The following is a 14,330-nucleotide window of genomic DNA, read 5'->3' as shown; positions in this document are numbered from 1 at the left end:
TCACCACATTCCGAAATTGCAAATATTAGTATTCGCTATATTGGACCATTCTCCTGCAAACCCGATAAAACTTTTGTCAAAACATGTAGAAACCTGTCCCGATCCTCTCCGGTGAACGGCCTCGGCCCCTTCGTGCGCCCGCCGGCCCGCCTGCGCTTGGCGGACTGATACCGCTCCTCCAGCAGCCTATCGATGTTGTCGTTCGTGAACATCGTCCCTCTCGGAGACAGCACCGTCGTTCGCTTCGCCAATCCGATCGTCGCGAGACCATAGTCCTGCGTGACGAGCACGTCGCCCGGGACGAGCCGGTTCGCGATGAATAAATCCGCGGACTGGTCCGACGCGTCGACTTGGAAATTCGTGACGCCGGGAAGCTCCGGCAGCACATGATTATAAGACGACACCATCCAAGCCGGAACCCCGTATCGAACGGCGGCGATCGACACCTGCTCCTTCACCGGGCATGCGTCCGCGTCGACGACGATCTTCGGTTGTGCGGCGTTCATGCGTTCACCGCCGTTCGTATCGATAAGTTTACGAAAAAAAAGTCCTTACTAATATATACGAGGGCGCCGCGGAAAACTCCTGCTTCCGGCGCCCTCGTAAATTTTCCCCTTGGAAATTAGAACGCGAGCTTGCTTGCGATATAAGCCGGCAGCGCGTCGATCGGCATGCGCACCTGCTCCATCGTATCGCGGTCGCGCACCGTCACTTGGCCGTCCGTCTCCGATTCGAAGTCGTACGTAATGCAGAACGGCGTGCCGATCTCGTCGTGGCGGCGATACCGCTTCCCGATCGAGCCCGCGTCGTCGAAGTCGACCATGTATTCGGCGGCCAGCTTTTCGAACACCTTGCGAGCGCCGTCGTTCAGCTTCTTGGAGAGCGGGAACACGGCTGCCTTATACGGCGAGAGCGCCGGATGGAGGCGAAGCACGACGCGGCTGTCGTCTCCCTCTAACTGCTGCTCCTCGTACGCGTCGATCAGGAACGCGAGCGTCACGCGATCCGCCCCGAGCGACGGCTCGATGCAGTACGCGACGTACTTCTCCCCGGTTTCTTGGTCGTGGTAGTGAAAGTCTTCGCCGGAATGCTGCATATGCTGCTTCAGGTCGTAGTCGGTCCGATCGGCGATGCCCCACAGCTCGCCCCAGCCGAACGGGAACTTGAACTCGATGTCGACGGTCGCGTTGCTGTAATGCGACAGCTCGTCTTCCGAGTGATCGCGGAGGCGGATGCTGTCTTCCTTCATGTTCAGCTTCAGCAGCCACTCTTTGCAGAAGGCGCGCCAGTATTCGAACCATTGTAAATCCTCGCCCGGCTTGCAGAAAAATTCAAGCTCCATCTGCTCGAATTCCCGCGTACGGAACGTGAAGTTGCCGGGCGTAATTTCGTTCCGGAAGCTCTTACCGATCTGCCCGATGCCGAACGGCAGCTTCTTGCGCATCGTGCGCTGCACGTTCTTGAAGTTGACGAAGATGCCCTGCGCCGTCTCCGGACGCAAGTACACTTCGTTGGCGCTCGACGCCGTAACGCCTTGGTGCGTCTTAAACATCAGGTTGAATTGTCGAATGTCGGTATAATCGAACGCCCCGCAATCCGGGCAGACGATATGGTGTTCTTTGATGAGGTCCATCATCTGATCGAACGACATGCCGTCGACGATAATTTCCTGGCCCTTCTCCGCGACCGCGTTCTCGATCAGCTTGTCGGCGCGGTGGCGCGACTTGCACTGCTTGCAGTCGATCATCGGGTCGTTGAAGTTGCCCACATGGCCCGACGCGACCCACGTCTGCGGGTTCATCAGAATGGCCGCGTCCAAGCCGACGTTATACGGCGATTCTTGAATGAATTTCTTCCACCAGGCGCGCTTGATATTGTTCTTAAGCTCGACGCCGAGCGGCCCGTAGTCCCATGTGTTGGCGAGACCTCCGTAAATTTCGGACCCCGGGAAAATGAACCCCCTGTGCTTCGCTAACGCCGTAATCGCGTCCATCGACTTCGCTGACATGTTCGATAACCTCTCCTTATATGCAAAAAATCCCGTCTCTACGCCCTGTTAGGGACGTAGGGACGGGTTGTTCTCCCGCGGTTCCACCCTACTTGGCGCCAAAAGACGCCCTCTTTTACCGAATTGCCTTCCGCTCCGGGAACGCCTTCGCTCATGTCTCGGATCCGGGCTCTCACCGTCCCCGGTCGCTGCGATCCGCCGCACATCAGTTACTTGTTTCCCATCCGACGCTTCCGAACATTCGTCCAATTACATATTGTGGTGAATTATAGCAACGTTCGTTACCGATGTCAAGAGCCGTCGCGTCCGGAGGCGTCGGCGGGATCGTCTCCCGCGTCGTCGTCCGCATACACGGCTTCGATCTGATCCAGAACGGCGCGCGTCCGCAGCCGAACGTCCGCATGCGTCTCGAACCAACGCCGCATCGTCTGCTTAAGGTCCGCCCTCGTTCGCGGCTTCACGTTAACGTCGCCGAGCCGCCGCAGGTCGGCGCGCTGCAGCACCGGAAGCAGCTTCCGCACGCCCGGAGCGAGCGGCGTCCGGTCGGCGAACGCGCCCGCGCAGGAGACGCATACGAGTCCCCCTGCGGCCGGGCTCCAAAACGCCGCCTCTTGCGGCTCCGGGCTGCGCCCGCATTCGGCGCACTCCTGCGTGATCGGCGACACGCCCGAGAACGCGAACAGCTTCAGCTCGAGCATCGCGCCGACGACGGCCGGTTCCTTGCCTCCCGACAACGCTTCGTAAGCGGCCTTCAGCTGTTCGTACAAGAACGCGCTCGCTTCGCCGTCGGGGACGAGCCGATCGGTTACCTCTGCGAAATACGCCGCATACGCCGAACGACGCAGATCGCCGCGGATGCCCGAGAAGGCGTCCAGCAGCTCCGCGTGATTCAGCGTACCGAGCGTGCCTGTATTAGATTTGTAGTACACATACTCGCCATATGTATACAACTGGGTGACGGCGGCGTGGCGACTTCGCGTCTTCTTCGCCCCGCGGACCATCACCCCGACTTTACCGAACTCTCCGGTCATTAGAGTAACGATCAGGTTACCCTCTCCGTATTCGACGGACCGAATGACGATTCCCTCTACTCGATGTAACATCCCTCGGCTTCTTCATCTCCCGGGATGACGTCGACGTCGATGCCGGACACGTCTTTCATCTGGTCCCATTCGCGGTAAAGCATATAAGCATCTACATCCCCAGTCAAAGTAAAATACGTCCACGAAAAATCTCGCATCCGAATTCATCCTTTCCGCTGTGGCGACTTTGACGCTATGGTCTTAGGATGTACGGACGCGAGTTTCCTATGCGATACAATTCATGGCAAACGTTTGTCTCAGTCGTGTCGAAACCCGAGGTCCTTCAAGACGTGCTCCGTGTTCCGCCAATCCTTTTTCACTTTCACCCACAGCTCCAGGAAAATGCGGGAGCCGAGCAGCGTCTCCATATCCTTGCGGGCGGCTTCCCCGATTTGCTTCAGGAGCGCGCCTTTCTTCCCGATCACGATCGCTTTCTGCGAATCGCGCTCGACGAAGATGACGGCGGAGACGTCGACGACGCCGTTGTCCCGAACGCTCATCGCTTCGATCTGCACCGCCACCGAATGGGGGATTTCTTCTCGGGTCAGATGAAGGATCTTCTCCCGTACCAGCTCCGCGCATACGAATTGCTCGGGATGATCCGTTACTTGGTCGGCCGGATAATACTGCGGGCCTTCCGGCATATATTTGCCGAGCTGCTCCAGCAGCGTGCTTACGTTGTTGCCTTTCAGCGCCGACACCGGCACGATCTCGGCGAACGGATATAAATCCTTGTATTGCGCGATGATCGGGAGCAGCGCTTCCGGGTGGACGAGGTCGATCTTATTGAGCCCCAAGACGACGGGCGTGCGCACGTTCTTCATTTGCTCGATGATGAACCGATCGCCGCCGCCGAGACCGGCCGACACGTCGACCAAGAACAGAACGACGTCGACCTCCTTCAGCGTATCCGTGGCTACCTTAACCATGTAATTGCCGAGCTTCGAATCCGGCTTATGAATGCCCGGCGTGTCGAGGAACACCATTTGTACGCTGCCTTGGGTGTATACGCCTTGAATCTTGTTCCGAGTCGTCTGGGGTTTGTCCGACATGATAGCGATCTTCTGGCCGATCACTTGGTTCATAAGCGTGGACTTGCCGACGTTCGGCCGTCCGACGATCGTCACGAAGCCCGAGCGGAACTTCGCTTGCGATTGGGTCTTAATGTCCGTCATATGTTTTTATGCTCCTCCAGTACGAACGCGCCCGGCAGCAGCTCCGCCACCGTCATCACCTTCGTCTCGCCTCGCAGGTTGCTCATGATGACCGGCATGTCCTGCGGGCACAATTCCGAAAGCACCTGGCGGCAGACGCCGCAAGGCGTGCACGGCCCGTTCGTGTCCGCCACGACCGCGATGGCGGCGAAGGCGCCTCGCTTGACGCCGTCCGCGATCGCGCGGTGCAGCGACGTCCGCTCGGCGCAGTTCGTCGGGCTGTACGCCCCGTTCTCCACGTTGCAGCCGTAATGAATATGGCCGCTCGTATCCAGCAGCGCGCTGCCCACGGCGAATTTCGAATAGGGCACGTACGCCCGCTTCCGGGCCTCCATCGCATGCTCCAACAGCTGTTCGTTCGTTATATTCATCGTCGTACTCCTTCTCGTTGGTACCGGAAATAGGGAAACCGCGTCACTCGACGAGCCGCGCGAACACGGCGGGAACGAGCACCGTGCCGGCCACGACGAGCGAGAACGCCGCTAGGATGAGTACCGCGGCTGCAGCCGTATCCTTAGCCGCTTTAGCGAGCGGCTCGCGTTCGGTGCCGACGACGAGATCGACGACCCGCTCCATCGCCGTGTTGACGCACTCGGCGCTCCACACGACCGCGATGGACAGCGCCACCCACAGCCACTCGTCGCGATCGAGACGCGCGTACGCGCCTACCGCGACGGCGGCCGCAGCGGCGCCGGCGTGGATACGCATGTTGCGCTCGTGACGGAGCGCATGCCACCATCCCCAAGCGGCGTAGCGAAGACCGATCCCCTTCTTCTTCTTCACCGGGACAATCCCGCGCGCCGCAGCACCTGCTCCTGCTTCTCGGTCATGACGCGCTCGGCCGCCTCGTCCTCGTGGTCATAGCCGATCAGGTGCAGGAAGCCGTGCACGAACAAGAAGCCAAGCTCTCGCTCGAACGAATGCCCGTATTCCTCGCTCTGCCGTTTCGCCGTCGCCGCCGAAATGACGATGTCGCCGATCGGCTCGTCCGGCAGCTCGACCGTCTCGCCGTCTTCGACGTCGTCGCCTTCCGATTCGTCGCCGTAGACGATCGGCGTCTCTTCGCCGGCGGATTCCCACATCGAAAACGACAGCACGTCCGTCGGCTTATCCAGCTTCCGATATTGCAGATTCAGCTCCCGGATGGCCTCGTCGTCGACGATCGTCACCGAGACGTCGCCTGCGTCGACCGACTCCATCTCGCCCGCGAGCGCGAGGAGCTCCTCGAGCCGTCGCTCCAGTCCTTCCGGCAGCGTCACTTCTTCTTGTTCGTTCGCGAAATCCAAACGCAGCGTCAAGGACTATGCCTCCCCTTTCGTCTTAGCCGCGCCGTTCTGCGGCGCGTCTCCCGGGTATTCGATCCGAGAGTGGAAGACGCCGAGCAGCGTCTCCTTCATGCTCTTCGCGACGATGTCCAGTTCCTTGAGCGTCATGTCGCATTCGTGGAACTGTTGATCGTCCAGACGATCCTTAATGATCTTGCGCACCATGGAATCGACATGTTCGACCGTCGGGTTGCGAAGGCTGCGCACCGCCGCCTCGACGCAATCGGCGATGCCGACGATGGCCGCTTCCTTCGTTTGCGCTTTCGGGCCCGGATACCGGTAATCCGTCTCCGGAATCGGCTCGACCGCGGCGGCCGCTTCCGCGTCGCCCGCGCTCTCCGCGATGCGCGCGGCGTACTCCTCCCGCTGCTTCACGGCCTTATAATAGAAGTATTTCAATAACGTCGTTCCGTGATGCTGTTCGGCGATATCTCGAATCGGCTTCGGGATCTTCGCTTCGCTCAGCATATCGACGCCGTCCTTCGCATGCGCTACGATGATCGCCTTGCTGACGCTCGGCTCGAGCGTGTCGTGCGGGTTTTCGCGGTTCATCTGATTTTCGATGAAATACGACGGACGCCGCGTCTTGCCGATGTCGTGATAGAACGACCCTACCCGGCACAGCAAGCCGTTCGCGCCGATCGCCTCGGCCGCCGCCTCGGAAAGATTGCCGACCATGACGCTGTGATGGTACGTCCCCGGCGCTTCGGTGAGCAGCTTCCGAAGCAGCGGATGGTTCGGGTTCGACAGCTCGACGAGCTTCAGCGGCGACAAGATGCCGAACGTCGCTTCGAAGAACGGCATCAGCCCGAGCACGAACACCGCCGTCACGACGCCGCCCGTGAACGCATAGGCGACCGCGAGGAGCACGTCCTGGTAATTGGTCATCTCGGGATTCTCGATGACGGCGAGCAGCGCGACCGACAGCGCCGAGAAGACGGAAACCGAGATGCCTGCTCGCAGTATCGAGGCTCGCTGGCTGACGCGCCGAATCGCGAAGATGGCCACGTAGCCGACGACGAGCGCCACGAAGCCGTAGCGGAAGTCGAATAACGCGTCCTGCTCGGCATGGAATACGATGCTGGCGACGATGCTGAACAGCACCGTGGAGATCGTGGCGAGCTGATCGTCGAGCAGCACCGCGATCAACATCGTTCCGAGCGCGACCGGAGCCAAATAAGCAAGCGATGTATCGAGCCCTTGCGCGATGGAGACGATCTTCATCGCCGCCAGGTTAATGACATAGATGATGAATAGCATCAAGAGCAGTCGATTATCGTTCCGGATCGCCAGACGCGAATGGCGCACGAACGCATGAAGCGCGCCGAGGAACAACAGGCAGAGCGCCGCCAAACCGAGCCGCGGCAGCACGTTGTTATTGCCGTTTTGGATCAGGTTCATCTGTTCGAGCTTCTGATAGAGCTCTTCCGTGATCGTCTGGCCGGCGCGGACGATGGCGTCGCCCTTCTCGATATAGATCGTCTCGGTGTCCCGCTCCGCCGCCTCCCGCGCGCGAACGGTCGCGTCCTCGTCGTAAAACCGGTTCGGCGTCAGCGCGAAGCGGATGATTTCTTGCGCCAAGCCCCGCGTCACGTTGCTCGTCAGCGTCGACGCGTTCACCCATTCCGGCACTTGCATCCGAACGCTCTCCGCGTCGCCCGTCGGATCGCTCATTAATCGGTTCACGATATCGATGACGACGGGCTCCATCTCAAGGAGCTGTTCTTGCGTCAACTTCGGAAGCTTGAACAAGTCCTCTTCCTGGAGACGATATTGCTGTTCGTTCAGCCGGAGCCGAATTTCGTCGATCAACGTCGCGCTGTACGTATCCGCGTTCAACCATTTCGTCAACGTCGTTTCGTACGTTTGGCGGAACAAATCCGGCAGCTTGTTGCGATACACGCTCACCTTCTCGTCCGTCGTCAAGCCTTCGTCGGCGTTGATGCGGGCGATCTCGTCGAACAGCCGCTCCACCAGGTCGGTATTGCGCATCGACACGATCGTCGACACCGGCTGGACGCGACGGACCGCATCGGCCCGCGCGGCTTCCGTCGCCAGCTCGTCTTCGATGCGGGCGTTGGCGTAAATCGTCTCCTTGCTCACCGTATTCGGTTGTACGTCGTAGGTGGGCGGGATCACGTTTTCCGCTAGGGAAAAATAAAAAAGAAGGGCGAACGACAGCAATAATGCCGCCCTTACACCCATGCTGTATCGCCAACCTCCGATTTTATATCGATGCTTGCCGCGGATGCGGACCTCTTTCTGCGTCATTAGGGTATCCTCCTACTCCTATGACTATTGATCCTTGACGCGGTCATACGCCATGATGATCTTCTGCACCAACGCGTGGCGCACGACGTCGGACTCGCCGAACATGATGAATCCGATCTCCGGAATATTCTTCAGAATGCGCTCCGCCTCGATGAGGCCGGAGGTTTTCCCTCTCGGCAAGTCGATCTGCGTGACGTCGCCGGTTACGACCATCTTCGAGCCGAAGCCGAGACGCGTCAAGAACATCTTCATCTGTTCCGGAGTCGTATTCTGGGCCTCGTCCAATATTATGAACGAATCCTCCAGCGTCCGTCCGCGCATGTACGCTAGGGGAGCGACCTCGATCAATCCCCGCTCGAGCGACTTGGCGACCGCCTCCGGGCCGAGCATGTCGTTCAGCGCGTCGTACAACGGCCTTAAGTACGGATCCACCTTCTCCTGCAGGTCCCCGGGCAGGAAGCCGAGGCTCTCGCCCGCCTCCACGGCCGGCCGCGTCAGGACGATGCGCTTCACCTTACCCTCCTTCAGAGCGACGACGGCCAGCACGACGGCGAGATACGTCTTGCCTGTCCCGGCCGGGCCGATCCCGAAGACGATATCTTTCTTCCGGATCGTCGATACGTATTGCTTCTGTCCGATCGTCTTCACTTTAATGGGCTTGCCCTTGTACGTCGCGGCGATATCGCCCTTGAACAGGTCGAGCAGCTGGTCGGCCTGCATCGTCTTGGCGAGCTCGACGGCGTACATGACATCCCGCTCCGACAGCGTATAGCCGCCGCGAATCAGCTCGAGCAGCACCTCGAACAGCTGCTGCAGCGATTCCACTTGCTGCTTCGTGCCTTGCACGGCGATCTCCGCGTCGCGGGAAAACAGTTGAGCTTCCGTCTCTTTCTCGATCAAGTGAAGGTAAGCGTCTCCCGGTCCGAACAGCGCAAGCCCTTCGGCCGCGTTCCTCAGCGGGATCTTTACGGTATGGTCAGCGATGCGTTCGTTCAATAGCGTCCTTCACTCCTTGTACATGGTCAAGGCCCGTCTTTCTTGTCGGGCGGCGCCAATTCCTCTTCCAGAATCGGCCGTTCGGTCGCCAGATCGACCTCGGCCTCGAACAATACATTCATTACCACTTTACCATTGTCGGTACGCTCATGCAAAATTTTTTCCGCCCGAATGACCGTGTTTCCGCCCAACGTCGCGATCAAATCCGCCCTCGCGTTCGCAAGCCCCGTCTCCTTCGCCTCCGCGACGGTCCGCGTCTCTTCGACGATCGTCGCTTCGCGGTGCGTCACCGTCATCCAGCCGATCGGCGCCGTCCACGGACCGAACCGCAGCTGCTTGCGGTCCGTCTCGACCTGCTCGTTGGCGTACGGCTTCTGCCAATAGCCGCTCAGCTGCAACGCGCGGCCGCCGAGCACGAGGTGGAACGTCGAGCGCGACTCGCCGGTCAACGCCTTGTGCTGCTTGGCGATCGGCGCTTGCACGTTGTATTCGTACCAGACGAGACCGCGGACGTCGCCCTCCGCCACGACGACCTCCCGATTCTCCTCATCCCCTAGAATACCCGAAATTAAAATATCTCCGCGCTTCACCCGAGAATGGACGCCGACGAGCGGGACGCCCCGGTCCGCGATAATGCGCGTGATAACGGCGTCGGACGTCGAGACCAGATGCCTCGGGTTTTGCGGAATCCGCTTCTCCGGCACGATCGATTCCACGACGCGGATCGTTACCGTCGTTCCTTGCACGTCGACGCCGACCCAGGCGACGTTCGGGATCGTCCGAGCGAGCCTGTCCGCCAAGACGCCGGGATCGCCCATTCGCATTTTCCATTGCAGCGGGTAGATGCCTTGCTCCGACGCCGCCTGCAAAATATACTCCTTCGGAATCGTTTCGTTGCCGTCCACCTGCACCGTCCATACGACCTGCGCGAGCAAATACATCCCGATCAGGAACGCGGCCGCCCCCGCCACGAACCACTTGCGCTTCCCGAGTTTGTCCAAGAAAAAGGGAAACCCATGCCTCTCTCTCGTCCGCACCCGACAGCCCGTCTCCTTGAGGAGCGGTTTTAAACGGAAGTAGTCGGGCAGCGCGATAAGAAATTCGCCTCTGCCTTCGCCGCTCCTCCGGATGTCCCAGACGGGGACGTTCTCTTGGACGAGCCGATTGATCAGCTCTTCGAACGACGGACCTGCCACGTTTAATTTCACATACCCTCTTATGTATCGGACCAGCTGCGCGTTCATCCGTCTTCCCCCTTCGCGTTACGAGTACTTCACTTCGTCGATTAATCCTTCGATGAACACTTCCTCCGCAAGAATCGCGCGGATCGACAGCTGCTTCCCTCGGATTTCCATGCTTCCTTGCGTCAATGCGAGCTTCAAATACGTTTCCGAAAAATGAAGCACGCCGCGATGGTTTTCCACGTACAACTGCATATTGCCGATCATCGTGACGCGCGGAAGGTCGAAGACGACGTCCTGGGGAAGGTCCAGCATATCCGTTGTCCATTTCGTTAGCTTGCGAGTCCAGCGTCGCATATGGTCCGTGGGCGCCCCCCTCCTGTTGCTCTTATCAAAATATGCGGCGCGGCGCGGAAATATGAAGCGAACCCGAAGGACGTCGGACCGGGGAAAAGGGAGCGCGACTCGCGGTCGTTTCCGGTCGTCCGCCCGTTTGATCCAGACTCTTTCTTTGTACTCGGTTCCTACTCTCTCCCGAAAACCCTTCTTCTCGACTTCCCTTCGCTCAGCTACCCTCGTACGTTCATTAATCCGACGTATAGCTGATCGGAGGGAAATCGAGGACAAGGAGTCCGGGGAGAGGCACCGCACCGCACCGCATCGCATCCAACCGAACGGAGCGCTCCCGCTTTTTGCATCCTACAACGCAAAAAAAGGCCGACCTTCCGGAGAAACATCCTCCGAAAGATCGGCCTTTCGTCTTTCCCTATCGCTTCGTCGCGCGGTGCGGGCGAACGGCCCGCGGCGGTCCGTAAATCTCCGACCAGATCATGCCTTGCGCGGCGTTGCGCGCATGCACGCCCGCCGAACGGGTCGGCGCCGGCTTCGACGCAGCGGGCGCCGCCGCAGGGCGCCGCCGCGACAGCGCCGCCTCGCTTGGCGACGGCGTCGCGGCCGGCTCGTAGGCAGCCGCCGGTTGGACCGACGGCTCGTAATGCGCCGTCTCCTGCTCGAATGCCGGCGGCCGCTCGCGACCGGCCGGCTCGCCGCGGCTCATGCCGCCCCCGCCGTTCGGCGGCGCGAGCGGGCCGCCGCCGCCGAACGGCGGCATGCCTCCGCGACGATTGTCGCCTTTGCCCGCTCCGGCGCCTCGCGCCTTATTCAGTACGAACGATACGATACCGAACGCGATCAGCGCGATCAGCGGATTGTCGAAGACGATGTTCAATAGGACGCGAATCAAATCCTCCACGGTACGTCACCCCTTCCGCAAGCGCCTCCTCGACCGGCGATCACTTTTTGTCCGAATCGTCCGGATTCATCTTGCCGAACGCATCGCGCATTTGCGTATCCGACTCGATGTTCTTCAGATTCATGTAATCCATGACGCCGAGCTTGCCGCTGCGAAGCGCTTCGGCCATCGCTTGCGGTACCTGCGACTCGGCCTCGACGACTTTCGCGCGCATCTCTTCGACGCGTGCCTTCATCTCCTGCTCGTGCGCGACGGCCATCGCCCGACGCTCCTCGGCTTTCGCCTGCGCGATGCGCTTGTCGGCTTCGGCCTGCTCGGTTTGCAGGTTGGCGCCGATGTTTTTGCCGACGTCGATGTCCGCGATATCGATCGATAAAATTTCGAACGCCGTGCCGGCGTCCAGCCCTTTGCCAAGAACCGTACGGGAAATCAAATCCGGATTCTCCAATACTTCCTTATGCGTATTCGAAGAGCCGACCGTCGTGACGATGCCTTCGCCGACGCGCGCCATAATCGTCTCTTCGCCGGCGCCGCCGACGAGACGGTCGATATTCGCCCGCACCGTCACCCGCGCTTTGACCTTCACCTCGATGCCGTCTTTCGCCACGGCGGCGACCCAAGGCGTCTCGATCACCTTCGGGTTAACGCTCATTTGCACCGCTTGAAGCACATCTCGACCCGCGAGGTCGATCGCCGCCGCCCGCTCGAACGGAAGCTGGATGTTGGCGCGTTCCGCCGCGATCAGCGCGTTGACGACGCGGTCGACGTTGCCGCCCGCGAGATAATGGCTCTCGAGCTGATTCACCGAGACGCCGAGGCCCGCTTTCCTAGCCTTAATCATCGGATTGACGATACGGCTCGGAATGACGCGGCGCAGCCGCATTGCGACCAGCGTGATGATGCCGACGCGCACGCCGGAGGCGAGCGCCGAAATCCACAACATGATCGGGAAGAAGCTCATAAACACGACGAAAGCGATAATCACGACAGCGATAATGAGTAACGTAAATACATCCGGTCCGAACATAAATAATTTCCTGCCTCTCTTATTTTAAATGAAGTCGTTCCGTTTCCCGTACGACGATGCGTCCGCCGTCGACCAACACGACGACGACGGAAGCGCCGGCCGCGACGAATTCCCCGTCCGTCACCACGTCGACGCGTTCGTCGTCGAACACCGCCGTCCCCGAAGGCCGCAGCGGAGTGACCGCCTTGCCGACCTTGCCGGTCAAATCCGACCGCGTCGCATGCGACACGTAACCTTCTTCGGTTTTCAGCGCATCCCGCAAAATAAATTTATTCCAGACGCCTCGGTGCTTAAAATAGCGGACGAACACGGCTACGATGACGGCCGCGACGAGAGTGGCGACGCCGAGCGACGTTAACGCGTCCCCCGAATCGTACGCGGCGAGCACGACGCCGGCGATCAGCGCCGCGATTCCAAGAACGCCTAGAATGCCGAAGCTTGGGATAAACAGTTCCAATGCAAGCAGCAAGACACCGACCACGAACATCGCCAAGTGCTCCACCCCCGCGAATCCCGCCACATAGTTTCCGAGAAAATACAACCCGAACGCGACGATGCCGACGATGCCGGGAACGCCGAACCCCGGCACGAGCAGTTCGATGACCAAACCGGCGATGCCCAGGATAAACAAGACCGTCGTCGTCGCCGGATGCGTCAGAAAACGCGCCGCTTGCTCGGCGAGCGTCGGTTCGATCGTCTGCTGCGACGTCGAGCCGATCGTCGATAAGAACTCGTCGAGCGACGTCGCGAGTCCCTCCGCGTATCCCACGGCGACCGCTTCCTCCGCGGTTAACGTAATGAGCTCGCCCGGTTCGCTGATTTGCCCGATCTCGGGCATCTCCACCTTCACCGAATCGTCGACCATGCCTTCCGCGATCGCCGGATTGCGTCCGTTCCGCTCCGCGGCGGCGACCATTTGCTTCACCCAGACCGAGACGATCTTCGAGTCCCGCACCCGATCGCCCGCGCCGTCCACGACCGCCGCCGCGCCGATCGTGCTATGCTGCTGCATGTAGATCTCGTCCGCGTTCAGCGCGATATAGCTCCCCGCCGAAATCGCTTTCGCTTCGACGTACGCGATCGTGCGAAGCGGACTGGACCGGATCGCTTCGCCGATTTCCGTCGCCGCGTCGACGCGGCCCCCGAACGTATTGATGACGAGGACCGCCGTCTCCGCCCCGGACGCCTCCGCTTCGCCGAGCGCGCGCTCGAGAAACCGCTGCAGCCCCGTCTCGATCGTGCGATCGACGCGGATGACGGCGACGTCGCCCGCGTCCGCGGCGGCTTCGGAAGGCGCTTCCGTAGCCGCCGCTCCGAACGAAGCGAGTACGATCGAGGCGAGCATCGCAATCAGTCCGAGCCATCCCGTTCTCCAACGATGAATGATGTTGACCATCTCTTCCCCCCTCAGCTTCCTGCACGGTACTACGTAAGAAGGCTTGCGCCTGTTTCAGTTCTTCCTTTATTTTACCCTATCATGCCAAAAAACGCCCCCGAAGGTTATTCGGGAGCGTCTTATAGGTTTATACCAACAGCCGTTGCACGGCGGCGTTCACTTGCTTGCCGTCGGCGCGACCTTTGACTTTCGGCATTAATGCGCTCATCACTTTACCCATGTCGGCCTTGGAGGAGGCGCCGACTTCTTGAATCGTCTCTTCGACGATCCGAGTCAGCTCTGCTTCGGTTAACGGTTGAGGCATATAACGCTGGATAACTTCGATTTCCGCCTTCGCTTGATCCGCAAGGTCTTCGCGACCCGCTTTCTCGAATTCCTGAAGGGCGTCTCGGCGCTGCTTGACCTCCCGCGTGAGGATGTCCATGACTTCCTCATCGCTAAGCGGCCTGCGGGCGTCGATCTCGGCATTCTTGACCGCCGAACGAATCATGCGCACGACGGTGAGCGCGAACTTATCACCGCTCTTCATCAATGCTTTCATATCCTCGTTCAGACGTTCGCTCAAATTCATGCTTCGG

General features: G+C 60.1%; 15 protein-coding genes and 1 pseudogene. All 16 read right to left on the bottom strand.

The genetic code is table 11. The features are described 5' to 3' along the window. Positions 1 to 35 precede the first annotated feature (35 nt). Entirely contained in the window at positions 36 to 506 is a 471-nt protein-coding gene (locus tag FE782_RS20210; RefSeq protein WP_138196063.1) for a YaiI/YqxD family protein, read from the bottom strand. Positions 507 to 622: 116 nt separating this feature from the next. Next, positions 623 to 2,008 (bottom strand): glycine--tRNA ligase, encoded by a 1,386-nt coding sequence (locus FE782_RS20205; RefSeq protein ID WP_138196062.1) that lies wholly within the window; start codon positions 2,006 to 2,008, stop codon positions 623 to 625. A 290-nt stretch (positions 2,009 to 2,298) separates the two neighbouring features. Then, the gene (gene recO, locus FE782_RS20200) at positions 2,299 to 3,111 is read right to left on the bottom strand and encodes a DNA repair protein RecO (protein WP_138196061.1); all 813 of its coding nucleotides are present in this window, start codon (positions 3,109 to 3,111) and stop codon (positions 2,299 to 2,301) included. Between the two features lie 86 nt (positions 3,112 to 3,197). After that, positions 3,198 to 3,248: pseudogene (locus FE782_RS33415) on the bottom strand (YqzL family protein); the annotation flags it as partial. A 99-nt stretch (positions 3,249 to 3,347) separates the two neighbouring features. Beyond that, positions 3,348 to 4,265, bottom strand: a complete 918-nt coding sequence (gene era / locus FE782_RS20190; RefSeq protein ID WP_138196059.1) for a GTPase Era — start codon at positions 4,263 to 4,265, stop codon at positions 3,348 to 3,350. Continuing rightward, a complete protein-coding gene (gene cdd, locus FE782_RS20185) occupies positions 4,262 to 4,675 on the bottom strand; it encodes a cytidine deaminase (protein WP_202914574.1) in 414 nt (137 codons plus the stop codon). Before cdd ends, era begins: the two co-directional genes overlap by 4 nt. Positions 4,676 to 4,718: 43 nt before the next feature. Next, the gene (locus tag FE782_RS20180; RefSeq protein ID WP_138196058.1) at positions 4,719 to 5,087 is read right to left on the bottom strand and encodes a diacylglycerol kinase family protein; all 369 of its coding nucleotides are present in this window, start codon (positions 5,085 to 5,087) and stop codon (positions 4,719 to 4,721) included. Then, on the bottom strand, positions 5,084 to 5,602 hold the full coding sequence (gene ybeY / locus FE782_RS20175) for an rRNA maturation RNase YbeY (protein WP_138196057.1): 519 nt from the start codon (positions 5,600 to 5,602) through the stop codon (positions 5,084 to 5,086). Before ybeY ends, FE782_RS20180 begins: the two co-directional genes overlap by 4 nt. Before the next feature lie 3 nt (positions 5,603 to 5,605). Next, on the bottom strand, positions 5,606 to 7,900 hold the full coding sequence (locus FE782_RS20170) for an HD family phosphohydrolase (protein WP_138196056.1): 2,295 nt from the start codon (positions 7,898 to 7,900) through the stop codon (positions 5,606 to 5,608). 24 nt (positions 7,901 to 7,924) lie between these two features. Further along, the gene (locus tag FE782_RS20165; RefSeq protein ID WP_138196055.1) at positions 7,925 to 8,896 is read right to left on the bottom strand and encodes a PhoH family protein; all 972 of its coding nucleotides are present in this window, start codon (positions 8,894 to 8,896) and stop codon (positions 7,925 to 7,927) included. A 26-nt stretch (positions 8,897 to 8,922) separates the two neighbouring features. After that, a complete protein-coding gene (gene yqfD / locus FE782_RS20160; protein ID WP_138196054.1) occupies positions 8,923 to 10,140 on the bottom strand; it encodes a sporulation protein YqfD in 1,218 nt (405 codons plus the stop codon). Positions 10,141 to 10,158: 18 nt separating this feature from the next. Next, a complete protein-coding gene (gene yqfC / locus FE782_RS20155) occupies positions 10,159 to 10,434 on the bottom strand; it encodes a sporulation protein YqfC (RefSeq protein WP_138196053.1) in 276 nt (91 codons plus the stop codon). Between the two features lie 409 nt (positions 10,435 to 10,843). Further along, positions 10,844 to 11,329 carry a hypothetical protein gene (locus FE782_RS20150; protein WP_138196052.1) on the bottom strand — a complete coding sequence of 162 codons (486 nt, stop codon included), beginning with the start codon at positions 11,327 to 11,329 and terminating at the stop codon, positions 10,844 to 10,846. A gap of 40 nt (positions 11,330 to 11,369) precedes the next feature. Then, positions 11,370 to 12,356 (bottom strand): flotillin-like protein FloA, encoded by a 987-nt coding sequence (floA, locus tag FE782_RS20145; RefSeq protein ID WP_138196051.1) that lies wholly within the window; start codon positions 12,354 to 12,356, stop codon positions 11,370 to 11,372. Positions 12,357 to 12,375: 19 nt separating this feature from the next. Continuing rightward, entirely contained in the window at positions 12,376 to 13,752 is a 1,377-nt protein-coding gene (locus tag FE782_RS20140; RefSeq protein WP_138196050.1) for an NfeD family protein, read from the bottom strand. Positions 13,753 to 13,879: 127 nt separating this feature from the next. Next, positions 13,880 to 14,323 carry a GatB/YqeY domain-containing protein gene (locus FE782_RS20135; RefSeq protein ID WP_138196049.1) on the bottom strand — a complete coding sequence of 148 codons (444 nt, stop codon included), beginning with the start codon at positions 14,321 to 14,323 and terminating at the stop codon, positions 13,880 to 13,882. Positions 14,324 to 14,330: the final 7 nt, after the last annotated feature.

This window comes from Paenibacillus antri, from assembly GCF_005765165.1.
GTDB classification, from domain to species: Bacteria; Bacillota; Bacilli; order Paenibacillales; family YIM-B00363; genus Paenibacillus_AE; species Paenibacillus_AE antri.
The sequence above is the reverse complement of the archived record's forward strand: the minus strand, read 5'-3'. Positions and strand labels throughout refer to the sequence as shown.

Bases quoted from the DNA above. Each gene is read 5' to 3' on its own strand.
- FE782_RS20210 (WP_138196063.1), bottom strand. From the start codon at position 506: ATGAACGCCGCACAACCGAAGATCGTCGTCGACGCGGACGCATGCCCG.
- FE782_RS20205 (WP_138196062.1), bottom strand. From the start codon at position 2,008: ATGTCAGCGAAGTCGATGGACGCGATTACGGCGTTAGCGAAGCACAGG.
- recO (WP_138196061.1), bottom strand. From the start codon at position 3,111: ATGTTACATCGAGTAGAGGGAATCGTCATTCGGTCCGTCGAATACGGA.
- era (WP_138196059.1), bottom strand. From the start codon at position 4,265: ATGACGGACATTAAGACCCAATCGCAAGCGAAGTTCCGCTCGGGCTTC.
- cdd (WP_202914574.1), bottom strand. From the start codon at position 4,675: ATGAATATAACGAACGAACAGCTGTTGGAGCATGCGATGGAGGCCCGG.
- FE782_RS20170 (WP_138196056.1), bottom strand. From the start codon at position 7,900: ATGACGCAGAAAGAGGTCCGCATCCGCGGCAAGCATCGATATAAAATC.
- yqfD (WP_138196054.1), bottom strand. From the start codon at position 10,140: ATGAACGCGCAGCTGGTCCGATACATAAGAGGGTATGTGAAATTAAAC.
- yqfC (WP_138196053.1), bottom strand. From the start codon at position 10,434: ATGCGACGCTGGACTCGCAAGCTAACGAAATGGACAACGGATATGCTG.
- floA (WP_138196051.1), bottom strand. From the start codon at position 12,356: ATGTTCGGACCGGATGTATTTACGTTACTCATTATCGCTGTCGTGATT.
- FE782_RS20140 (WP_138196050.1), bottom strand. From the start codon at position 13,752: ATGGTCAACATCATTCATCGTTGGAGAACGGGATGGCTCGGACTGATT.
- FE782_RS20135 (WP_138196049.1), bottom strand. From the start codon at position 14,323: ATGAATTTGAGCGAACGTCTGAACGAGGATATGAAAGCATTGATGAAG.